At 70.2% G+C, this 22078-nt stretch carries 22 protein-coding genes and 1 pseudogene; 1 reads left to right on the top strand and 22 read right to left on the bottom strand.

Going from position 1 to position 22078, the window contains the following annotated elements; all coding sequences use genetic code 11:
* Positions 1-2 precede the first annotated feature (2 nt).
* From VE614_RS12480 to VE614_RS12405, 16 genes are all read right to left on the bottom strand, one after another.
* On the bottom strand, positions 3-623 hold the full coding sequence (locus VE614_RS12480; protein ID WP_324935779.1) for a GTP-binding protein: 621 nt from the start codon (positions 621-623) through the stop codon (positions 3-5).
* Positions 604-999 carry a DUF742 domain-containing protein gene (locus VE614_RS12475; protein WP_324935777.1) on the bottom strand — a complete coding sequence of 132 codons (396 nt, stop codon included), beginning with the start codon at positions 997-999 and terminating at the stop codon, positions 604-606. Before VE614_RS12475 ends, VE614_RS12480 begins: the two co-directional genes overlap by 20 nt.
* A complete protein-coding gene (locus VE614_RS12470) occupies positions 996-1406 on the bottom strand; it encodes a roadblock/LC7 domain-containing protein (RefSeq protein ID WP_324935775.1) in 411 nt (136 codons plus the stop codon). The genes VE614_RS12475 and VE614_RS12470 overlap by 4 nt, the downstream gene beginning before the upstream one ends.
* On the bottom strand, positions 1403-3100 hold the full coding sequence (locus VE614_RS12465; RefSeq protein WP_324935772.1) for an ATP-binding protein: 1698 nt from the start codon (positions 3098-3100) through the stop codon (positions 1403-1405). The genes VE614_RS12470 and VE614_RS12465 overlap by 4 nt, the downstream gene beginning before the upstream one ends.
* 380 nt (positions 3101-3480) lie before the next feature.
* On the bottom strand, positions 3481-6333 hold the full coding sequence (locus VE614_RS12460) for a DEAD/DEAH box helicase (protein ID WP_324935770.1): 2853 nt from the start codon (positions 6331-6333) through the stop codon (positions 3481-3483).
* Positions 6334-6373: 40 nt separating this feature from the next.
* Positions 6374-7264 (bottom strand): diacylglycerol kinase, encoded by an 891-nt coding sequence (locus tag VE614_RS12455; protein WP_324935768.1) that lies wholly within the window; start codon positions 7262-7264, stop codon positions 6374-6376.
* Between the two features lie 30 nt (positions 7265-7294).
* Positions 7295-8245 (bottom strand): twin-arginine translocase subunit TatC, encoded by a 951-nt coding sequence (gene tatC / locus VE614_RS12450; RefSeq protein ID WP_324935766.1) that lies wholly within the window; start codon positions 8243-8245, stop codon positions 7295-7297.
* A gap of 47 nt (positions 8246-8292) precedes the next feature.
* Positions 8293-8577, bottom strand: a complete 285-nt coding sequence (gene tatA, locus VE614_RS12445) for a Sec-independent protein translocase subunit TatA (RefSeq protein WP_324935764.1) — start codon at positions 8575-8577, stop codon at positions 8293-8295.
* Positions 8578-8837: 260 nt separating this feature from the next.
* Positions 8838-9032, bottom strand: coding sequence for a hypothetical protein (locus VE614_RS12440; protein ID WP_043499210.1), 195 nt, complete (start codon positions 9030-9032; stop codon positions 8838-8840).
* 20 nt (positions 9033-9052) lie between these two features.
* Positions 9053-9343 carry a hypothetical protein gene (locus tag VE614_RS12435; RefSeq protein WP_324935761.1) on the bottom strand — a complete coding sequence of 97 codons (291 nt, stop codon included), beginning with the start codon at positions 9341-9343 and terminating at the stop codon, positions 9053-9055.
* Positions 9340-10371: a WYL domain-containing protein gene (locus VE614_RS12430; RefSeq protein ID WP_324935759.1), complete on the bottom strand. Its 1032-nt coding sequence runs from the start codon at positions 10369-10371 to the stop codon at positions 9340-9342. The genes VE614_RS12435 and VE614_RS12430 overlap by 4 nt, the downstream gene beginning before the upstream one ends.
* Before the next feature lie 17 nt (positions 10372-10388).
* On the bottom strand, positions 10389-11366 hold the full coding sequence (locus VE614_RS12425; protein WP_324935757.1) for a WYL domain-containing protein: 978 nt from the start codon (positions 11364-11366) through the stop codon (positions 10389-10391).
* A gap of 188 nt (positions 11367-11554) precedes the next feature.
* Positions 11555-11926, bottom strand: coding sequence for an FKBP-type peptidyl-prolyl cis-trans isomerase (locus tag VE614_RS12420; RefSeq protein WP_324935755.1), 372 nt, complete (start codon positions 11924-11926; stop codon positions 11555-11557).
* 121 nt (positions 11927-12047) lie between these two features.
* On the bottom strand, positions 12048-13049 hold the full coding sequence (locus tag VE614_RS12415) for an FKBP-type peptidyl-prolyl cis-trans isomerase (RefSeq protein WP_324935753.1): 1002 nt from the start codon (positions 13047-13049) through the stop codon (positions 12048-12050).
* Positions 13050-13182: 133 nt separating this feature from the next.
* The gene (gene pafA / locus VE614_RS12410) at positions 13183-14544 is read right to left on the bottom strand and encodes a Pup--protein ligase (protein ID WP_086169183.1); all 1362 of its coding nucleotides are present in this window, start codon (positions 14542-14544) and stop codon (positions 13183-13185) included.
* Between the two features lie 9 nt (positions 14545-14553).
* Positions 14554-15813, bottom strand: coding sequence for an MFS transporter (locus tag VE614_RS12405; RefSeq protein ID WP_324935750.1), 1260 nt, complete (start codon positions 15811-15813; stop codon positions 14554-14556).
* Between the two features lie 116 nt (positions 15814-15929).
* Here VE614_RS12405 and VE614_RS12400 point away from each other — a divergent pair, with 116 nt between their 5' ends.
* On the top strand, positions 15930-16946 hold the full coding sequence (locus VE614_RS12400; RefSeq protein WP_324935748.1) for a LacI family DNA-binding transcriptional regulator: 1017 nt from the start codon (positions 15930-15932) through the stop codon (positions 16944-16946).
* A 68-nt stretch (positions 16947-17014) separates the two neighbouring features.
* Here the strand turns inward: VE614_RS12400 and prcA are convergent, their stop codons facing one another.
* From prcA to arc, 6 genes and pseudogenes are all read right to left on the bottom strand, one after another.
* Entirely contained in the window at positions 17015-17764 is a 750-nt protein-coding gene (gene prcA / locus VE614_RS12395) for a proteasome subunit alpha (protein WP_324935746.1), read from the bottom strand.
* A gap of 59 nt (positions 17765-17823) precedes the next feature.
* Positions 17824-18669, bottom strand: a complete 846-nt coding sequence (gene prcB, locus VE614_RS12390) for a proteasome subunit beta (protein ID WP_324935744.1) — start codon at positions 18667-18669, stop codon at positions 17824-17826.
* A pseudogene (locus tag VE614_RS12385) lies at positions 18621-18784 on the bottom strand (endonuclease domain-containing protein); the annotation flags it as partial. The pseudogene VE614_RS12385 and the gene prcB, both read right to left, overlap by 49 nt.
* A gap of 138 nt (positions 18785-18922) precedes the next feature.
* Entirely contained in the window at positions 18923-19141 is a 219-nt protein-coding gene (locus tag VE614_RS12380; RefSeq protein ID WP_324935742.1) for a ubiquitin-like protein Pup, read from the bottom strand.
* Positions 19142-19310: 169 nt separating this feature from the next.
* Positions 19311-20822, bottom strand: coding sequence for a depupylase/deamidase Dop (gene dop, locus VE614_RS12375; protein ID WP_349256430.1), 1512 nt, complete (start codon positions 20820-20822; stop codon positions 19311-19313).
* 232 nt (positions 20823-21054) lie between these two features.
* Positions 21055-22078: proteasome ATPase (gene arc, locus VE614_RS12370; RefSeq protein WP_324935740.1), on the bottom strand; the 1024-nt coding region annotated here is incomplete at its 5' end.

Here is a 22078-nt window from a genome sequence, read left to right as displayed (position 1 = left end):
CGTCAGGTGAGCCGGCCGGTCAGGGCGAGGGTGTGCAGGAAGCGCATCAGGGTCATGAGGACGTCCCGGCTGGAGGCCCGGCGGCGGGCGTCGCACTCGATGATGGGGACGTCCGACTCCAGGTCGAGCGCGGTGCGCAGCTGCTCGACGCCGTAATGGGGCGCGTCGGGGAAGGTGTTGACGGCGACCACGAAGGGCACACCGCGCTCCTCCAGCCGCCCCATCACATCGAAGCTGACCTCCAGGCGGCGGGTGTCGACGAGGACGACCGCGCCGAGCGCCCCTTCGAAGAGGCCGTTCCAGAGGAACCAGAACCGCTCCTGGCCGGGGGTGCCGAACAGGTACAGCACCAGCTTGTCGGAGATGCTGATCCGGCCGAAGTCCATCGCCACGGTGGTGGCGGTCTTGGTCTCGGAGCCGAAGTTGTCGTCGACCCCGATCCCGGCCTGCGTCATGGTCTCCTCGGTGGTCAGCGGGCGGATCTCGCTGACCGCCCCGACCATGGTGGTCTTGCCGACGCCGAACCCGCCCACGATCACGATCTTCACCGCGGCCTGCGCCGTGTGCGGCAGCTGGTCCTCGGCGCGTGGGCCGGGAATGGTGTCAGAGCTTTTGAAGTCCATGCATCACCGCTTCGAGGAGGGAACGGTCGGGGAGCGCCTGGCGGACGATCGGGGCGCGCGCCTGCACCAGTCCGGCCGTCAGCAGCTCGGTGAGCAGCACGGTCACCACACTGAACGGCAGTTGGAGGTAGGCGGACAGCTCGGCCCCGGAGAGCGGGGCCTCGCACAGCCGGATCACGGCGGCCTGCTCCGGCGGCAGGGAGCTGGGCGCCTCGGCGCGCGCCACGATCAACGTGACCAGGTCGATATCGGCGGCGCCGGCGTTCCCCTCGCCGATCAGGAAGAGCCGTTCGGGGTTCCTGCCCTCGCCCTCCTTGGGCGGTGCGGGATCCGGTTCCCGCCTGGGGTGGCGCCTCTGGCGTTGCGGAGGAGTCATACGGTCTGCCCGTTCCGCCGGGGCGGACTGGTGAGATGGGTGCCGAGCCGCACGATGAGGTCCCGCATCCGCCCGCTCATCAGCCCGGGTTCGGTACGGATGTCGGAGAGGACGGCGATGTAGGCGTTGTCACCGGCGTTCATCAGATAGAAGTAGCCGCCGTCCACCTCCATCAGCAGCAGCCGCATCTCGCCCTTCTCGCTGGCCTCGATCTCGCCGGTGAGGGCATGGGCCAGGCTCTGCATCCCCGCGCAGGCCGCGGCGACGCGGTCGGCGGCGTCGGGGTCGCCGCCGTAACGGGCGATCCGCAGCCCGTCGGCGGAGAGCACCACGATCATCTCGATGCCGAGGGTGCCGTCGACGAGGTCGCGGAGCATCCAGTCGATGTTGCCTCGCTGCTGAATCACGTGAGGTCCCCCTCGTCACCCGTCTGATCACGGGCCGGTTCGTCCTGGTTCGGCTGGTTTTCCTTGAGCAGATGCTGATAGGCCGCCGGGTTGCGGGTGAACCCCGTGGGGTCGCCCGGGTTGTCCTTCTTCAGCCCCTCGTAGAAGGCCTCGACCCACATGCCCGGCAGGGTCTGCTCCTTCTTCTCCGGCTCCGGCTCGGGCTCCGGCTCCGACTCCGGCTCCGGGTCGGGGGTGAGCCACGGGTTGTCCTTGATCCGGTGGGCGTTGGCGGCGCGCTCGGCCGCCTCCTTCACCGCCTGGTCCCAGGCCGCCTCATCGGCCAGCTGCTGGCGGAGCGGGGTCTTCACCCGGCTGCGGCGCTGCGGCAGGCCGGTGTCCGTCCACTCGGTGACCACGGGGACGTCGTCCTCCATGGACACCGTGGCGGGGATCTTCGGGTTGGTGGGGCGCCGGATCTTGGGCTTGCGCTTGGGGCCCTCGACCGAGCCGGGCGGGCGCGGGGCCACGGACTGGGCACCGATGCCGTGCGGCACGAAGCCGAGCACGCCGGGCTCGTCGGTCATCATGACCCGCGGCACCACGAGCACCGCCCGCAGACCGCCGTACGCCGAGGAGCGCAGCGAGATCTGCATGTCGTACTCCTTGCACAGACGGCCGACGACGGCGAAACCCAGCCGCGGGACGTCCTCGATGACCTCCAGGTCGGTGCCCTCCATGGCCATGCCGAGCAGTTCCTCGAGGCGTTCGCGGGACTCCTCGTTGAGGGCCGGGCCGCAGTCCTCGATCTCGATGGCCACGCCGTACTGCACCTCGTGCGCGGTGACGTGCACCTGGGTCTGCGGCGGCGAGTAGCGAGTGGCGTTGTCGAGGAGTTCGGCGCAAGCGTGGATGACCGGCTCGACCGAGACGCCCCTGATGTTGACCTTGGCGATCGACTTCAGCTCGATGCGCTTGTACTCGAGGATCCGGGACATGGCACCGCGCAGCACGCTGTAGAGCGCCACGGGCAGCGGCCACTGGCGGCCCGGACGGCCGCCGCCGAGGACGGAGACCGAGTCGGCGAGACGGCCGATCAGGGCGTTGCCGTGGTCGATGCGCAGCAGGTCCTGGAAGACCTCGTGGTTGCGGCCGTGGTCCTCCTCCATCTCGCGGAGTTCCTTGGCCTGCTGGTGGACGATGGCCTGGACGCGCTGGGCGACGTGGACGAAGGACTGCTGGGCACCCTCACGCTGGGTGACCTCGCTCTCCACCGCCTTCAGCACCGCGTTCAGCAGGTCGGTGTGCGGTTCGCGCAGGTCACGACAGCTCGGCTCGGTCTGCTCCAGGCGGTACAGCACCTCGCGGGTCGGGAGGCCGCCGCGTAGCAGGCGGACCGAGCGGGGCAGTACTTCCTTGGTCATCCGGCCGATGAGCTGGTCCTGTTCGGCGAGGCGCTGCTCCAGGTACGCGGCGCGGCGCATTTGTTCGGCCTGCTGACGGCGGAACGTCCGGCCGCGCCGGGCCGCATCGGCCGCCGTCAGCAGGACCAGCAGGGTGGCGATGCCGCCGCACAGGCCGACCGCGAGCCGGGCGGAGTGCGCCACCACGGCGACGGCGGCTCCGGTCGCCGCCGCCATCACCATGGCCGGCAGCAACAGCACGCGCAGGTACGGGAGTTCACGGCGATCGGGAGGGGTTTGAACACTCACCATGTGGGCCCTCTGAAACGAATCGGCTGGGTGTCGGGCGAGCTTGCGGGGGGAAGAGTCATGGAAATGTCTGGGTATTCACGACGATTGGGAACAGACGCACGAATTCATCGCAACTCGGTGCGCTGCGGGCGAGCCTAGTCCGACCGGATCATCGCCATGTCATATTCGGCAACCACCTGAAACGGCCCACGGGCACCGGGTAACCTCGACTCCATTTGCACGGACCGAGATCATTCGAACACGTGACGTCACCCCGTACGGGCACACGAAAGCCGCCCACCCAAACGGTGAGCGGCTCAAGTGACAGAGCGACGACGCGCTCAGGGGCGCGGGGAACTGCGCGAGGAACGACAGTCCACCCGCACCCGGCCCACGGCGGTCTACCCCACCGACGAGTAGGCGACGACCCCCCGCAACAACCCCTCGACCGCCTTGCGCGCAGCCTTCGGCACGGACGACCCCTCCGCGGGCGCCGCCGCCTGGATCTGTCCCAGCACGTCGATCACCTGCTTGCACCACCGCACGAAGTCCCCCGCCGGCATCTCCGCCTCGCGCAGCACCTCGTCCAGGCCCTTGCCGGAGGCCCACATGTACGCCGCCCAGGCGAACCCGAGATCGGGCTCGCGCTGCCCGACGCCCTCGGTCTGGCTGATGCGGTAGTCCTCCTCCAGGGCGTCCAGCCGCCCCCAGATCCGCACCATCTCGCCGAGCGCGGCCTTCCCCTGGCCGGACGGCAGTTTCGGGGCGAGCGCGTCGTCGCCGACCCTCGCCTCGTACACCAACGCCGAGACGCACGCGGCGAGTTCGGCCGGGCCCAGACCCTCCCAGACACCGGCCCGCAGGCACTCGCTGGCCAGCAGGTCCAGCTCGCCGTAGAGCCGGGCGAGCCGCTTGCCGTGCTCGGTGACCTCGTCGTCGCGCAGATAGTCCAGCTCGGTCAGCAGCGCCACGATCCGGTCGAAGGTCCGCGCGATGGTGTTCGTCCGGCCCTCGATCCGGCGCTCCAGCTGCTTGGTGTCCCGCATCAGCCGGTGGTACCGCTCGGCCCAGCGGGCGTGGTCCTCACGCTCGTTGCAGCCGTGGCACGGGTGGGCCCGCAGGGCGGCCCGCAGCCGGGCGATCTCGCGGTCGTCGGCGGCCTCGGAGCGCCGCTTGCGGTGCCGGTCGGGCGTGATGTGCCCGGCCTTGGTGCGCAGCGCGGACGCCAGGTCCCGGCGGGACTGCGGCGAGCGGGGGTTGAAGGACTTCGGGATGCGCATCCGCTCCAGCGGTTCCACCGGCACCGGGAAGTCGATCGACGCCAGCCGTTTGACCTGCCGTTCGGCGGTGAGCACCAGCGGGCGCGGCCCGTCCTGGTGCTCCAGGCCCCGGTGGCCGTTGGAGCGCCCGGCGGGCAGCCCCGGGTCGAGCACCAGCGCCAGCCCCGCGTACTTGCCGGTCGGCACATGGATGACGTCACCGGGCTTCAGCCGCTCCAGGGCCACGGCGGCCTCGGCCCGCCGCTGCGACGCGCCCTGCCGGGCCAGCTCGGTCTCGCGGTCCTTCAGCTCGCGGCGCAGTCGCGCGTACTCCTCGAAGTCGCCGAGGTGGCAGGTCATGGACGCCTTGTAGCCCTCCAGACCCTCTTCGTTGCGCTGCACCTGGCGGGAGATGCCGACGACCGACTTGTCGGCCTGGAACTGGGCGAACGAGGTCTCCAGCAGCTCACGCGAGCGGTGCCGCCCGAACTGCTCGACCAGGTTGACCGCCATGTTGTACGACGGCTTGAAGCTGGAGCGCAGCGGATAGGTGCGGGTGCCCGCGAGTCCGGCCAGGTGCTCGGGACTCATCCCGCGCTGCCACAGCACCACCGCGTGGCCCTCGACGTCGATGCCCCGCCGCCCGGCCCGGCCGGTCAGCTGGGTGTACTCGCCGGGGGTGATGTCGGCGTGCTGCTCGCCGTTCCACTTGACCAGCTTCTCCAGCACCACCGACCGCGCGGGCATGTTGATGCCGAGCGCCAACGTCTCGGTGGCGAAGACCGCCTTGACCAGCCCGCGGACGAACAGCTCCTCGACGACCTCCTTGAAGGTCGGCAGCATGCCCGCGTGGTGGGCGGCGATACCGCGCTCCAGGCCCTCCAGCCACTCGTAGTAGCCGAGCACATGCAGGTCCTCGCGCGGGATCGACGCGGTGCGCTCCTCGACGAGCGCCCGCACCCGGTGGCGCGCCTCCTCGTCGTTGAGCCGCAGCCCGGCGTACAGGCACTGCTGGACGGCGGCCTCGCAGGCGGCGCGGCTGAAGATGAAGGTGATCGCCGGAAGCAGGCCCTCGGAGTCCAGCCGCTCGATCACCTCGGGGCGGCTCGGCGTCCAGACACGCGAACGCTGGCGGCGCTCCCGCTCCCGCTCGGCCTCGCGCATCGCCCGGCCGCGCCGGCGGTCCTGGTACGACGGCCGGGTCGCCTCCATGCGCGCCATCCGCGTGAGGTCCGGGTTGACGGCCTTCTTGTGGCCCTCGCCCTCCTCGAAGAGGTCGTACATCCGCCGCCCGGCGAGCACGTGCTGGAACAGCGGCACGGGCCGGTGCTCGGAGACGATCACCTCGGTGTCGCCGCGCACGGTGTCCAGCCAGTCGCCGAACTCCTCCGCGTTGGAGACGGTCGCCGACAGCGACACCAGCGTCACGGACTCGGGAAGGTGGATGATCACCTCTTCCCAGACCGCGCCGCGGAAGCGGTCGGAGAGGTAGTGCACCTCGTCCATGACCACATAGCCGAGGCCCAGGAGGGTCTGGGAGCCCGCGTACAGCATGTTCCGCAGCACCTCGGTGGTCATCACGACCACCGGGGCGTCGGAGTTGACACTGTTGTCGCCGGTCAGCAGGCCGACCTTGGCGGTGCCGTAGCGGCGGCAGAGGTCGTTGTACTTCTGGTTCGACAGCGCCTTGATGGGTGTCGTGTAAAAGCACTTCTTGCCCTGCTGGAGGGCGAGGTGGACGGCGAACTCGCCCACGATCGTCTTGCCGGAGCCGGTGGGCGCGGCCACCAGCACGCCCTTCCCCTCCTCCAGTGCCTGGCAGGCCTCGATCTGGAAGGGATCGAGGCCGAAGTCGTACATCTCGCGGAAGGACGCGAGGGCGGTGGCCTGCTCGGCTGCCCGCCTGCGGGCTGCCGCGTACCGCTCGGCCGGTGAGAGGTCCTGTGTCATCGTGCTTTCGAGCGTACCGGGCCGCACTGACAACAGGACGATCATTATCCGGATCCGATCCTGTGAATCCGGTGATAGTCCCAGCTCAGGGGCCCACCACCCGGACCGCCGCGGGGACGCAGCGCGCGGTCAGCGGCAGCGGTCCCAGCGGTTCGCCGTCCGCGTAGCCGGTGATCCCCTCGGCCGCGATCTCGATCTTCGCCGCGCGGTGCACGGTGACCTTGGGGTGATCCACGTGCCCGCCCCGGTACACCGTCGGGAAGACCCTCAGCAGCGTCCGCCGGGAGCAGTCCCCGACCACGGTGATGTCGAAGAGCCCGTCGGTGAGGTCCGCGCCGGGGCAGATGCGCATCCCGCCGCCGTACGAGGATCCGTTCCCGACCGCCACCAGCGTCGCCTCGACCTCCCGCACGGCGCCGTCGTCGAGGGTGATCCGGTACGGGAACGGGCGGAACGCGGCCAGCTCGGCGAGCATCGCCAGGTCGTACTTGAGGCGGCCTGCGGGCCGGCGCATCCGGTTGCCCCGGTCGTTGACCCGGGAGTCGAAGCCGGAGGCCAGGACGGTGCCGAACCAGCGGTTCCCGACCCTGCCGAGGTCGATGTCGCGCAGCCGGCCGTCCTTGAGGGCGTCGGCGATCAGCCGTCCGGCGGCGGCCGGGTTCCGCACGGGCAGGCCGAGGGCGCGGGCGAAGTCGTCACCGGTGCCGACGGCGACCAGGCCGAGCGGGGTCCGGGTGCCGGCGACCGCCTGGAGCGCCAGGTTGACCATGCCGTCCCCGCCGACGGCGATCAGGGCGCCGGTGCCCTCGGCGACGGCGGCACGCGCGCGTGTGAGGGCGTCCCCGGCGGTCTCGCCGAGGACCGTCCGTACCGAGAAACCGGCCGCCCGCAACGCGGAAGCGGCCGGCTGCGCCGCGTGGGCGCCCCGGCCGCGGCCCGCGGTGGGATTGACGAAGAGGGTGATCTCGCTGGTCACGAAGTGACCCTACGAGGTGTGCGGCGGTCCTCAGGTCACGTCGTCATAACCGTTGACCCGGTCCCGGGTCGCCTGCTCGGGCAGCGCGGGGGCGATGCTGACGGCCTCGACCTCGCCGATGTCCTCAGGGGTCAGATCCAGCTCGGAGGCCTCGTCGTCGGCGGGGCCGAGGGCCTCGCGGCGCCGGCGGCGGGCGTCGTTGACGAGCGAGAACCCGACCGCGGCGAAGTACAGGACCCAGATCGGTCCGGCGAGGCCGAGCATGGACACCGGGTCGGTGCTGGGGGTGGCGATGGCCGCGAAGACCGTGATGCCCATGATCATGCCGCGCCACCAGCCGGCCATCCGCTTGCCGGAGATGGCACCGGTGAGATTGAGCATCACCAGCAGGAGCGGCAGTTCGAAGGAGAGGCCGAAGACGACGACCATGCGGGTCACGAGGTCGAGCAGGTCGTCCAGCGGCAGCAGGTTGTCCACGCCGAACGGCGTGAACTCGATCAGCACCTTGGCGGTGGTGGGCAGCAGCTTGTAGGCGAAGAAGGCGCCGCCCAGGAAGAGCGGGAAGCCCGTGCCGACGAACGCGTACGCGTACTTCTTCTCGTGCTTGTGCAGACCGGGCGCGACGAACGCCCACAGCTGGTACAGCCAGACCGGCGCGGCCAGGACGACGCCGGCCATCAGGGACACCTTCAGCGCGAGCGTGAACGGTGTGAGCAGACCGTTGATCGTGATGTTCGCGCACGGACCGGCGTTCTCGCCGGCCTTCGCCAGTTCCTCGAAGGTCTGCTTGCAGCCGACCGACTTGAGGATCGGCTCGGTGAAGAAGTTGATGATGTCGTTGTAGAAGAAGGCGGCGACGACCGTGACGGCCACGATCGCCAGCAGCGCCTTCGCGAGCCGGTTGCGGAGCTCACGAAGGTGCTCCGCGAGGGGCATCCGCCCCTCCGGATCCTTCTCCTTCTTGCGGGCAGACTTCAGCAACCCACGTTCCCATCTCGTGCGGCGGGCCGGAGGTCACCGGCCCTGCGTCAGCGCTTGGTCGTGTCCGTCGGCTCGGTGACCGGGCGGGAGCTGGACACGTCACCGGGGGCGGCCTGGATGACGCGCTGCGCGGGCTCTTCGGTGGTGTGCGGCGGGTCGGCCGGCGCGGAGGACTTCCCGTCCTCCTTCATCGCCTTGGCCTCGCTCTTCAGGATGCGCGCGGACTTGCCGAGCGAGCGGGCCATGTCCGGAAGCTTCTTCGCGCCGAAGAGCAGGATGATGACGACGAGGATGAGAATAATCTCGGGAGCTCCGAGCTTTCCTCCGAACATAAGCTTTTACCTTCTCACCGAGGCGGGTGGGTGGGTGGCTGTCCGACCGGTCGGACAGGTGTCCGAACGACCGTGCTGGCAGCGATCGTAACGCTCAGGGGTAAACGTCCGGCAATCCCCGTGCGTCCTCCCGGTTCGCGTCCGGGCCTCGTTTTCCGGACCGCGACCAGCAGCGTACCTGCCGGGCGGGGCAAGTTGACAGGGCGAAGCGGTTCAAAGCACATGAACCCGCCGCACCCACAGGAGCCGTACGGCGCCACTCACAGCGCGTCGACGGAGCGGGCCGTGCTGACCGCGGCCCGCTCCAGATCCTCGGCGGCCCGGTTGATACGCCGAGTGGACTCCGCCACTTGCCGGCCGAGGCGCTGGGCCTCCACGAACACCCGTACGGCCAGCACACCGAGGACGGCGAGACCCAGGAAACCCACAGCGATCGCGAACATCGGCCAGAACATGATGCCGAGCCTAGACCGTTCTAGACGGTGGAGTGGAGCCGCAGGGTCCGCACACCGCCGCCGGTGAGCAGTTCGACGATCCGCTCCCCCGCGGGCTTGCGGACGGCCGCGCCGCACTCGGGGCAGGTGAAGGAGTAGAACGTGGTACGGCTGCTGGCTCCGATGGCCAGCCGCAGGGCGCTCGCGGCGAGTTCGAAGCGGCCCCGGCAGTCCGGGCAGCCCGCCTTGAAGACCACCGGGGTGACACTGCGCATCCCGGCGAACGCGGAGGCCACCGACACACCGCGTCCACCGGACGCCGACTCGCTCACAGTCCCTGCTCCTGCCTGTCGGACGGCTCATCCGGAACGTGGTCCTCGATGTCCTCGTACGCCGCCAGCGCCTCGCGGGCGGCCCGGCGGGCGCTGTCGGCCAGCTCGGCCGGGGCGACGATCCGGCCGTCGCGGCCGAGGCGCAGCGCGAGGCGGCGCAGCGAGGCCGGGTCGGGGGTGCGCAGCGTGATCCGCAGACCGCCCTCGGGAAGCTCCTCGGCGCTGTCGTGCGGGTAGTACTCGGCGACCCAGCGGCCGCCCGGGCCGACCTCGACGACGACCTCGGGGTCCTCGGCGGCGGGCTGCACCAGCCCCTCCGACAGGTCCCGCAGCTCGATCTCGGGCGGCGCGGACGGCTCGTCGAGGATCTTGATCTCCGCGACCCGGTCGAGCCGGAAGGTGCGGCGCGCCTCGGAGCGCCGGCACCACGCCTCGACATAGGTGTGGCCGACGCTGACCAGCCGGATCGGATCGATCTCGCGCTCGGTGACCTCGTCGCGAGCCGGCGAGTAGTAGCGGATCCACAGGCGGCGGCGCTCGGAGATCGCCCGGTCGACATCGGCGAAGACGCCGCCCTCGGACTCGAAGGTCACCGACAGCCGGGAGCTGGCGCCCGCCGCCTCGCCCGCCGCGGTCTCCACCTTGGCGGTGGCGCGCAGCAGGGCCTGCCGGTCGCTCTCGCGCAGGCCCGGCAGGGTGGCCACCGCGCGGGCGGCGACCAGCAGCGCGGTCGCCTCGTCGGCGGCGAGCCGCAGCGGCTCGGCCGCCTCCGCGCCGAGTGCGGCGGGGTTGTGCCACCAGATGCGCTCGCCGTCGGTGTCGATGTCGAGCAGATCGCCGCCGCGGAAGCTGGTGCCGCACATGGGCAGCACGTCGAGGTCGGAGACCAGCTCCTCCTCGGTGATGCCGAAGGCGCGGGCGACGTCCTCGATCCGGGCGCCGGGGCGCTCCTTGAGATACGTCACCAGGGAGAGCATCCGTCTGGTCTGGTCGATGGCGTTCACGGGCCTGACCGGTTTGCCTGCCACTGTCTGTCCCGCTCTCCTCAGCCCTTGGCGACGGCGCGCAGCCGGTCCACCACGTCGGCGCGCAGTTCCGCGGGCTCCAGGACCACCACGTCCGGCCCGAACTCCACCAGCCAGGCATCCAGTCCGTGCCCGTACGGAATCTCCAACTCGTCCCAGCCGTCGCCGAGTTCCCGTACCGAGGTGGCCTTCGCCCGCAAGGGGTAGCCGGCGCCGGTGCGGAGCCGGATGCGGGCACTGCGGTCGGCGATCTCGCCCGCCCAGCCGGCCACGGTCTCGCGCACGGTGACGACGTCGGGGACCGGGGCGGTGAAGCGCGCGCCGCGCGAGCGCACCTTGCCGGTGATCCGGGACAGCCGGAACACCCGCTCGGCCCCCCGGTCGCGGTCCCAGCCCGCCAGATACCAGTGACCACGCCAGCACTCCAGCGCCCACGGCTCGACCTGCCGGGTCTCGGGGCGGGCGGCATTGGCCTTGCGGTACTCGAAGACGACGGGGCGGCGGTCGCGGCAGGCGAGCATCAGCGGCTCGAAGGCGGCCTCGTGGACGGGGATGCGCGGCTCCAGGGCGCCGTGCGCCTCGTACGGGTCCACGTCCTCCGGCAGCCCGGCCGCGCGCAGCTTCTGCAGGGCGCCGCTGGCCGCCCCGGCCAGCCGGGCCTGCTGCCACACCTTGGCGGCCAGGCCCAGGGCGGCGGCCTCCTCGGCGTCCAGGGTGATGGGCGGGAGGCGGTTGCTGCCGCGGCGGGCGAGATAGCCGACCTCACCGTCGATGTTCTCGACGGTCTCGATCACGAGCCCCAGCTCACGCAGGTCGTCCTTGTCCCGCTCGAACATGCGGTTGAAGGAGTCGTCGGAGCCCGCCGCACCGTTTCCCGGCCCGAAGGCCTCGACGTAAGCCTCGATGGAATCGCGCAGCTCGCGCTTGCTGAGCGGCCGCCGCGTCCCCAGCAGGCACAACGCCAGGTTCATCAGCCGCTCGGCCTTGGCAATGGCCATCGACGCCCTTCGCCTTCCCTATGGTGCTTCCGACCGATGACCGTACCGCTCCGTGGCGCCGTGACAAAAGCCGAGGGCCCATGCCCGGACAGGCATGGGCCCAAGACGATCGGAACCGGTCGGATCTCGCACGCGGCTCGTACGACGATCGGAACGTCCCCTGATCGCTCACGACTCCTGTACGACGATCAGACCCCGAGGAGGTCGACCACGAAGATCAGGGTCTCACCGGGCTTGATCGCCGGGGTGGGGCTCTGGTTGCCGTAGGCGAGGTGGGCCGGGATGGTCAGCTGACGACGGCCGCCGACCTTCATGCCCTGCACGCCCAGGTCCCAGCCCTTGATGACACGGCCGCCGCCCAGCGGGAAGCGGAACGGGGTGCCCCGGTTCCAGCTCGCGTCGAACTCCTCGCCCGTGCTGAAGGCGACGCCCACGTAGTGCACGGTGACGGTCTGACCGGCCTGGGCCTCGGGACCGTCGCCCTCCCAGATGTCCTTGATCTCCAGGTCCGCCGGGGGCTCGCCGCCCGGGAAGTCGATCTCGGGCTTCTCGATACTCACGTCTGAAGGCTCCTGCGTCTGTACGACAAGTAACGCGCCCAGTCTTTCATCCCGCCCGGTGCGGCCGTGACCGGCCACTCCGGCGGAACCGGGCCGGACACCCGCCCGGCGGGACGGCGGCTCACATCTTGGCGAGGATGTCCACCGTGAACACCAGCGTGGCGCCCTTGGCGATGCCGCTGCCGCTGGGCGGGTTGTCGCCGTAGCCCAGGTCCGGCGGGATGACGATCAGGACCCGGCTGCCGACCTTCTTGCCGGTCAGGCCCTGGGACCAGCCCTTGACCACCTGCTGGAGGGAGAAGGACGTCAGCGCCTTGCGCCCGTAGGTGGAGTCGAACTCCTTGCCGCCCGCCCACTGCACGCCCTTGTACTGCACCAGGACGCTGTCCTGGGCGCCGACCTCGACACCGTCGCCCTCGATGACGTAGTTCGCCACGAGCTTCTTCGGCGGGTCCGTCTTCGGGAGCTCGACGGACGGCGCCTTGCCGTCGGTGTTGGTGCCGACCTTCGGCAGGTTCGCGTCCTCCTGCGCGACCTCGGTGCCCTTGGCGGAACTCTTGGCGTTGAAGGTGCCCCGGAGGTCCACGACGAAGACCAGCGTGTCGGTGCCCTTGATGCCCGCCTGGGACTGGCCCTGCTCGCCGTACCCCCAGGCCGGCGGGACCGAGAACTCGACCCGGCTGCCCAGCTTCTTCCCGGTCAGCGCGTACCGCCAGCCGTCGATGATGCTGCCCTGGGCGAGCTGGATCACCAGCGGCGTCTTGCGGTCGTAGGAGTTGTCGAACACCTTCGCGGTGTCCCAGATCTGGCCCAGGTAGTTCGCCTGGATGTAGTCACCCTCCGCGACGGTCTGCCCGCCGCCCGCGACGACCGTCTTCACCGCGAGATCCTTCGACGGGGCCCCGCCGCCCTTGGCCACGGTCGGCTTCTCGTCGAACTTCGTGCCCGCGGTGATCGCCGGCAGCGGACCGTCAACGATCTTCGGCGACGGCGCGGCGGACGTGGCCGGCGCGGTCGGCGAAGCGCTGTCGCTGGCCTTGCTCGAATCGGCCTTGTCGTCACCGCATCCGGCGAGCGTGACCAGTCCGGCGGGAACGGCAATCATGAGTGAGCGTCGGCGCACGATGGGGGCCTCGTAATCGGTCGATCTTGCGGATGGCGTGCGCGCAACTCTACGGCGTGAGAAGGGCGCCGTACGGGTAACGTACGGCGCCCGTGTGGCGTTCCGCTATTCGGTGCGGAACACCCAGGCCGGCTCACATTCCGGCGATCAGCTTCTCCACCCGGTCGTCCACCGAACGGAACGGGTCCTTGCACAACACGGTGCGCTGTGCCTGGTCGTTGAGCTTGAGATGCACCCAGTCGACGGTGAAGTCCCGGCGCTGTTCCTGCGCCCGCCGGATGAAGTCGCCGCGCAGCCGGGCCCGGGTGGTCTGCGGCGGAACCGACTTGCCCTCGAAGATCTTCAAGTCGTTGCAGATCCGGGCGGCTTGGCCCTTCTTCTCCAGCAGGTAGTAGAGCCCGCGACGGCGGTGGATGTCGTGGTAGGCGAGGTCTATCTGGGCGACCCGCGGATGCGACATGGTCATGTTGTGCTTGGCCCGGTACCGCTCGATGAGCTTGTACTTCATGACCCAGTCGATCTCGGTGTCGATCCGGTCGAGATCCTCGCTCTCGATCGCGTCCAGCGTGCGGCCCCACAGCTCCAGCACCTGCTCCACCGTGCCGGTGCGGATGCCGCGCCGCTCGCAGAAGTCGAGGGCCTTCTCGTAGTACTCGCGCTGCACCTCGAGCGCCGACGCCTCCCGGCCGCTGGCCAGACGGACCTTGCGGCGGCCGGTGATGTCGTGGCTGACCTCGCGGATCGCCCGGATCGGGTTCTCCAGGGTCAGGTCCCGCATCACGGTGCCCGCCTCGATCATGCGCAGCACCAGGTCGGTCGCGCCGACCTTCAGCAGCATCGTCGTCTCGGACATGTTGGAGTCGCCCACGATCACGTGCAGGCGCCGGTAGCGCTCGGCGTCCGCGTGCGGCTCGTCGCGCGTGTTGATGATGGGCCGGGAGCGGGTCGTCGCCGAGGAGACGCCCTCCCAGATGTGCTCGGCCCGCTGGCTGACGCAGTACACCGCACCGCGCGGCGTCTGCAGCACCTTCCCGGCGCCGCACAGCAGCTGCCGGGTGACGAGGAACGGGATGAGGATGTCCGCGAGCCGCGAGAACTCCCCGTGCCGGGCCACCAGATAGTTCTCGTGGCAGCCGTAGGAGTTGCCCGCCGAGTCGGTGTTGTTCTTGAAGAGGTAGACGTCGCCCGCGATTCCCTCCTCGTGCAGGCGTCGTTCCGCGTCCACCAGGAGACCTTCGAGAATGCGCTCGCCGGCCTTGTCGTGAGTGACCAGTTCGATCACGTTGTCACATTCGGGTGTCGCGTATTCCGGATGCGAACCCACGTCGAGATAGAGGCGGGCACCGTTCCGCAGAAAGACATTGCTGCTGCGGCCCCATGACACGACACGGCGGAAGAGGTACCGCGCCACCTCGTCAGGCGACAGACGGCGCTGTCCCCTGAACGTGCACGTGACGCCGTACTCGTTCTCCAGCCCGAAAATGCGGCGGTCCATGACTGAACATTACGCCCGATCCCCCGAACTGAAACGGGGTTCGGCAGCACGATTTGGATCATTTTCCGATGAAGACGCAACGACCGCGGTCCGCACGGGAGCTGCGAGGGCCCGTCCCGTGGCGAGCAGGACCAGCAGCGACACCCCGCCGGCGGCGCTCGGCACGGCGAAACCCCACAGCGCGCCGCCCCACTCGACGACCGGCCCCGTCAGCCCGGTTCCGACCGAGGCGCCCACGGTGAACGTGGTCACCAGCCAGGAGAACGCCTCGGTGACCGTGCCGGTCGGCGCGTGCCGGTCGACGATGACGAACGCGCAGGCGATGGCGGGCGCCAGGAACACGCCGGAGAGCGCCGTCAGCGCCGTCATGGGGACCGGGCCCGGCATCAGCGTGAGCGGCAGGTAACAGACCGCCAGAAGACCCACCAGGACCCGCAGTCGCCGCTCGGGTGCACCGGCCCACTGCCGGGCCCCGTAGACGGCGCCGCCGGCCAGCGCGCCCAGGCCCAGTGCCGCCATCAGCCAGCCGTAGACCGCGTCGCCGCCGTGGTCGTCGGCGTACGACACCGCGGCGACCGTGATGGAGCCGAGCGCCACGCCGACGAACAGGAACGCGGCGAGCAGGGCCAGCAGCCCCGGCGAGCGCAGCGCGCCCAGCCAGTGGGCCTCCCGCGGAGCCGACCGCCACGCGCGCGAGGGCGGCGACACCACCACGGAGAGCGCTCCGAGGACGCCGATCACGTTCAGCACCAGCAGCGCGGCCTGGGCCGACCACAGGGACGTGCAGAGGGTGACCAGGAGCGGGCCGACGGTGAACATCACCTCCTGGGCGACGGCGTCCATCGCGTAGGCGGTGTGCACCTGGCCCTCCTTGCGCAGCACCGACGGCCACAGCGCCCGCAGCCCGCCCTCCAGGGGCGGGGTGAACAGTCCCGACGCGGCGACCGCGGCGTAGGCGAGCAGGGCCGGCTCGGTGCCCGCGAAGGCGAAGACGGCCATCGCCAGGGCGGAGAGCACGGCCGCGGGCAGCTGGACCCGCGGCTGGCCGTGCAGGTCCACCAGGCGGCCGAGCAGTGGCTGCCCGACGGCGTTGGCGACGCCGTAGACGGCGGCCAGGGCCCCCGCGAGGCTGTACGAGCCGCCCTCCGCGCGGACGAACAGCACGATCGCGATCGCGGCGGTGGCGTTCGGCAGCCGTCCCACCAGCGTTCCCGTCAGCAGCCGGGCGGCGTGCCTCGCCCTGAGGATCTCCAGGTATCCCGCGGCCATGTCCCCGCCCTCCCGTGAGGTTTTACGTATAACGTCGTCCGTCATACGTACCATGTGCGCTGTTCGCACGTCCAGGCGAAGCCCGGGCGCGATCCCGACCAAGGAGCAGCCCGACGGTGGCACGAGCCAGCACCCGCCCCACGAGCCGCGACGTCGCCGAGGCCGCGGGAGTCTCCCAGGCGGCCGTCTCCCTCGTGCTGGGCGACAAGTGGCGCGGCCGGGTCTCCGAGACCACCGCCGAGCGGGTCCGGGAGGCCGCCCGCGCGCTGGGCTACCGGCCCAACCTGGCCGCCCGCAACCTCCGCCTCGGCCGCACCCGCACGGTCCTGCTGGTCGTCCCCGCGCTCACCACCGAGTTCTTCGCCGGTGTCTACACCGGCGCGGCCCGCGTCGCCGCCGCCCACGGCTTCGGTGTGGTGCTCTACCCCTCCCCCGAAGGCATCGGCCCCGCCCGCGACCCGTTCGCCTCGGCCCAGGCCGCCCTCGACGGCGTGATCGCCTCCTCCATGGCCGCCGACGCCCTCACCGCCATCCGGGGCGACCAGCTGCCCCTGGTCATGCTCGACAGCGACCCGGACGGCAGTCTGGGCGCGGCCACCGTCAACCTCGACATCACCGACGGTGTACGCCAGGTCGCCGAGCATCTGCTCGGCCTCGGCCACCGCCGCTTCCTGCACCTCGCGGCCGACGTCGCCTCCTGGACCTTCGAGATCCGGGCCCGGGAGCTGGCCGCGCGGGTGGGCGCCGTGCCCGGCACCACCGTGCGCACCGCGCCCGCGCCGATCTCCATCGAGGGCGCCCGCGCCGCCGCCGAGGCCGCGCTGAGCGCGCCGGGGCCCCGCCCCACCGCGATCGTCTGCGACGACGACAAACTCGCCGCCGGCGCCTACAAGGCGGTCCGCCGCCTGGGCCTGCGCGTCCCCGACGACATCTCCGTCACCGGCCTGGACGACCTCGCCCTGGCCACCGCCATCGACCCCGAGCTGACCACCGTGCGCCTGGACGCCGAGCTGTTCGGGGAACGCGGTATGCAGGCCCTGCTGGCCGTCCTGGAGGGCCGCACGCCCGCGCGGGGGGACATCCCGGTCGAGCTGGTCGTCCGCGGCTCCACGGCCCCGCCGGCGGCCTCCTGAACGCCGTGTGCCCCGGCCTCCACAGAGCCGGGGCACACGCACGGTGAAACGGGGGTCTCGGGCGGGGGCTACTCGTCCTCGGGGCCCTCGGCGGACTCGCTCTCGGTCTGGGTGGTGGTGCCCTCCGCCAGCAGCCGGGACAGCTGGCCGCCGGTGATCCGCTTGAACTTCCGCTTCTGCGGGCGCGTGCGGTCCAGCACCGCGACCTCAAGCCGCTCGGCGGGGATCTCCCGCTGCGAGCCGTTCGACTCGCGGGACAGCGCCTGGACCGCCAGCTTCAGCGCCTCCGACAGCGTCATGCCGTCCTGGTGGCGCTGGTCCAGGTAGCTGCTGATCAGCTCGGCGTTGCCGCCGACCGCGACCGAGCCGTGCTCGTCCACGATCGAGCCGTCGTGCGGCAGCCGGTAGATCTGGTCGCCCTCCGGCGTCTCGCCCACCTCGGCGACGACCAGTTCCACCTCGTACGGCTTCTCGCCCGCGCTGGAGAAGATCGTGCCCAGCGTCTGCGCGTACACGTTCGCCAGGCCGCGCGCGGTCACGTCGCCCCGGTCGTAGGTGTAACCCCGCAGGTCGGCGTAGCGGACGCCGCCGATGCGCAGGTTCTCGTACTCGTTGTACTTGCCGGCCGCGGCGAACCCGATCCGGTCGTAGATCTCGCTGAACTTGTGCAGCGCGCGGGACGGGTTCTCACCGACGAACACGATGCCGTCGGCGTACTGCATGACGACCAGGCTGCGGCCGCGGGCGATGCCCTTGCGGGCGTACTCGGCCCGGTCGGCCATGGCCTGCTGGGGTGAGACATAGAACGGCGTCGACACCGGTTATCCGTCCCTTTCTGTGGAAGTCACTGGATCACCTGACAACAGAGCGCCCGCGGTCAGAGCAGGGCGGCCCGCGGGCCGTCCGGCTGCTCCATACGCCGCTCCAGCACGGAACGGGCGATCTGCGAGGACTCGTCCTCGGTGAGCCGGCGGAAGCCGTCCTCGGTGATCACGGTGACGATCGGGTAGATCCGGCGGGCGACATCGGGACCACCGGTCGCCGAGTCGTCGTCTGCCGCGTCGTACAGGGCCTGCACCACGAGGGTGGTGGCCTGCTCCTCGGTCAGGTCTTCGCGGAAGAGCTTCTTCATGGCGCCGCGCGCGAAGATCGAGCCGGAGCCGGTGGCGGCGTAGCCCTGTTCCTCGGAGCGGCCGCCCGTCACGTCGTAGGAGAAGATGCGGCCCTTGCCGCGGTCCAGGTCGTAGCCGGCGAAGAGCGGCACCACGGCCAGGCCCTGCATGGCCATGCCCAGGTTGGAGCGGATCATCGTCGAGAGCCGGTTCGCCTTGCCCTCCAGGGAGAGCTGCGCCCCCTCGACCTTCTCGAAGTGCTCCAGCTCCAGCTGGAACAGCTTCACCATCTCGACGGCCAGACCGGCGGTGCCGGCGATGCCGACCGCCGAGTACTCGTCGGCCGGGAAGACCTTCTCGATGTCCCGCTGCGCGATGACGTTGCCCATCGTGGCCCGCCGGTCACCGGCGAGCACGACCCCGCCGGGGAAGGAGACGGCGACGATGGTCGTGCCGTGCGGCGCCTCCACCACGCCCTGGGTGGGCGGCAGCTGCCGGTTGCCGGGCAGCAGCTCGGGCTGGTGCTCGGAGAGGAAGTCCATGAACGAAGAGGATCCAGGCGTCAGGAAGGCAGCTGGTAGACGCCCGGTGCTACGAGTGTTGGCTTCCACGCGTTTCCTTCCAAATAGTCAACAGGCCGAGGCCGGAATTGCAGTTGAAGCACAGTACGCCACGGACCCTACCCGTCTCGTGGCGGTGATCCACATGTGCGGCGGAAGCGGAACGGTTACGACAGCGCGGCGCCGGTCGCGCGCGGCAGGACACTCAGCCACGCGCTCCCGGCACCGCGCCGGTGTACTGCTTCCGGGCGTACCCTCGCCCTCTCCAGCCCTGCGTTTCGAAGGCGGATGAGGCAGGCTGCCTTTACTGGCCACCCTTTTGCACGAAGCTGCGCACGAAGTCCTCTGCGTTCTCTTCGAGCACATCGTCGATCTCGTCGAGGACGGAGTCCACGTCGTCGCTCAGCTTCTCCTGCCGCTCCTTGAGGTCCTCGGAAGCCTGCGCCTCTGCCGCCTGCTCCTCGACCTCCTCGCTGGACCGGGTGGCCTTCTGCTGTCCGCCGCCGGTGTCCTTGGTCGCCATCACCCTCACCCCGCTCGGTTCGCCCGACACAGTTGCTCGGTCAAGATCAGACCCTACTCGCCGGGTCTGACAATGGCCCCGCAGTTTCTCCAACGTACGGGGCCCACCTCGATGATTCCCGGAGCCGGTGTTTTCCACCCTGCCCGACCGACTCACGCCGGGTACCCGCTCAGCCGCCGGACAGCACCCTGACCAGGTCCTCGGCGGTGCGGCAGCGGTCCAGCAGCTCCTTGACGTGATTACGCGTTCCGCGAAGCGGTTCCAGGGTTGGGACCCGCTGGAGCGAGTCCCGGCCCGGGAGGTCGAAGATCACGGAGTCCCAGGAGGCCGCGGCCACGTCGTCGGCGTACTGCTCCAGGCAGCGCCCGCGGAAGTACGCGCGGGTGTCCTCCGGCGGCTTCAGCATCGCCCGCTCGACCTCGGCGTCGTCCAGCAGCCGCTTCATCCGGCCACGGGCCACCAGGCGGTTGTAGAGGCCCTTCTCGGGGCGCACGTCGGCGTACTGGAGGTCGACGAGGTGCAGCCTGGCCGCGTCCCAGTCGAGGTTGTCGCGGCGCCGGTAGCCCTCCATCAGCTCCCGCTTGGCGACCCAGTCCAGCTCGCCGGCGAGGCTCATCGGGTCGTGCTCGAGCCGGTTGAGGGTGTCCTCCCAGCGGGCGAGGACGTCCTTGGTCTGCTCGTCGGCGTCGGCCCCGAAGCGCTCCTCCACGTACTTGCGGGACAGCTCGTAGTACTCCATCTGGAGCTGCACCGCGGTGAGTGTCCGGCCGCTGCGCAGCGTGATCAGACGCTTGAGGGACGGGTCGTGCGAGACCTGGTGCAGCGTTCGCACCGGCTGGTCGACGGCCAGGTCCACGGCGATGAAGCCGTCCTCGATCATGGACAGGACCAGGGCCGTGGTGCCCAGCTTCAGATAGGTCGAGATCTCGGAGAGGTTCGCGTCGCCGATGATCACGTGCAGCCGGCGGTACTTCTCGGCGTCGGCGTGCGGCTCGTCGCGCGTGTTGATGATCGGGCGCTTGAGGGTGGTCTCCAGGCCGACCTCGACCTCGAAGTAGTCCGCGCGCTGGCTGAGCTGGAAGCCGTGCTCGTGCCCGTCCTGGCCGATGCCGACGCGGCCGGCGCCGGCGAAGACCTGGCGGGAGACGAAGAAGGGCGTCAGGTGGCGCACGATGTCCGAGAAGGGGGTCTCCCGCTTCATCAGGTAGTTCTCGTGCGTGCCGTAGGAGGCGCCCTTGTTGTCGGTGTTGTTCTTGTAGAGGTGGATCGGCTGGGCGCCCGGGAGCTGGGCGGCCCGTTCGGCGGCCTCGGCCATGATCCGTTCGCCGGCCTTGTCCCACAGGACGGCGTCACGCGGGTTGGTGACCTCGGGCGCGCTGTACTCCGGGTGGGCGTGGTCGACGTAGAGGCGGGCGCCGTTGGTGAGGATCACATTGGCCAGGCCGATGTCCTCGTCGGTGAGCTGGCTGGAGTCGGCGGCCTCGCGGGCGAGGTCGAAGCCCCGCGCGTCGCGCAGCGGATTCTCCTCCTCGAAGTCCCAGCGGGCCCGGCGGGCCCGGTGCATCGCCGCCGCGTAGGCGTTGACGATCTGGGACGAGGTGAGCATGGCATTGGCGTTGGGGTGGCCGGGGACGGAGATCCCGTACTCCGTCTCGATGCCCATTACTCGCCGTACGGTCATGCGGCCCTCCTTGCCCGGCGAAGCCCTCGGTCGTGGGCCCCGCGCAGATACCGCTGGCGCTCGGTCGCCGGTGCGGTGCCCGTCCCCGCACTGCGCGACTTGGCGGTACGGAAGAGCCTAGAACGCCTTTGCGCTGGTGGGGAGATCATTTGCGTCATTGCCTGCTCCAGCGTGGCCGGAAAAACAGTCGGCTGCGGGTACCCGGAGAGGGCACCCGCAGCCGCCCTGCCTTTTACAGGTACTGTCCGGTGTTCGCCACCGTGTCGATGGAGCGTCCGGTGTCCGCGCCCTGCTTTCCGGTGATGAGGGTGCGGATGTAGACGATCCGCTCGCCCTTCTTTCCGGAGATCCGGGCCCAGTCGTCCGGGTTGGTGGTGTTCGGCAGGTCCTCATTCTCCTTGAACTCGTCCACACATGCCTGGAGGAGGTGGGAAACCCTGAGGCCCTTCTGGTTGTGCTCGAGGAAATCCTTGATCGCCATCTTCTTGGCGCGGCCCACGATGTTCTCGATCATGGCGCCGGAGTTGAAGTCCTTGAAGTAGAGGACTTCCTTGTCGCCATTGGCGTAGGTGACCTCGAGGAAGCGGTTCTCCTCGGATTCGGCGTACATGTGTTCCACGGCCGTCTGGATCATGGCCTGGACACATGCCGCCTTGTCGCCGCCGTGCTCGCCGAGGTCCTCGGAGTGCAGCGGGAGGCGCTCGGTGAGGTACTTCCCGAAGATGTCCTTGGCCGCCTCGGCGTCCGGACGCTCGATCTTGATCTTGACGTCGAGCCGGCCGGGCCGCAGGATCGCGGGGTCGATCATGTCCTCGCGGTTGGAGGCGCCGATCACCACCACGTTCTGCAGGCCCTCCACACCGTCGATCTCGGCGAGCAGCTGAGGGACGATGGTGTTCTCCACGTCCGAGCTGACACCGGAGCCACGGGTGCGGAAGAGGGACTCCATCTCGTCGAAGAAGACGATGACGGGGGTGCCCTCACTGGCCTTTTCCCGGGCCCGCTGGAAGACCAGGCGGATCTGCCGCTCGGTCTCACCGACGTACTTGTTGAGCAGCTCAGGGCCCTTGATGTTCAGGAAGTAGCTGCGGGCCGCCTTGTTGCCGGTGACCTGGCTGACCTTCTGGGCCAGGGAGTTGGCCACCGCCTTGGCGATGAGGGTCTTGCCGCAGCCGGGAGGGCCGTACAGCAGGATGCCCTTGGGCGCCTTGAGCTCGTACTCGGCGAACAGGTCCTTGTGCAGGAACGGAAGCTCG

This window comes from Streptomyces sp. (assembly GCF_035645055.1).
In the GTDB taxonomy this organism is placed as follows: Bacteria; Actinomycetota; Actinomycetes; order Streptomycetales; family Streptomycetaceae; genus Streptomyces.
The sequence above is the reverse complement of the archived record's forward strand: the minus strand, read 5'-3'. Positions and strand labels throughout refer to the sequence as shown.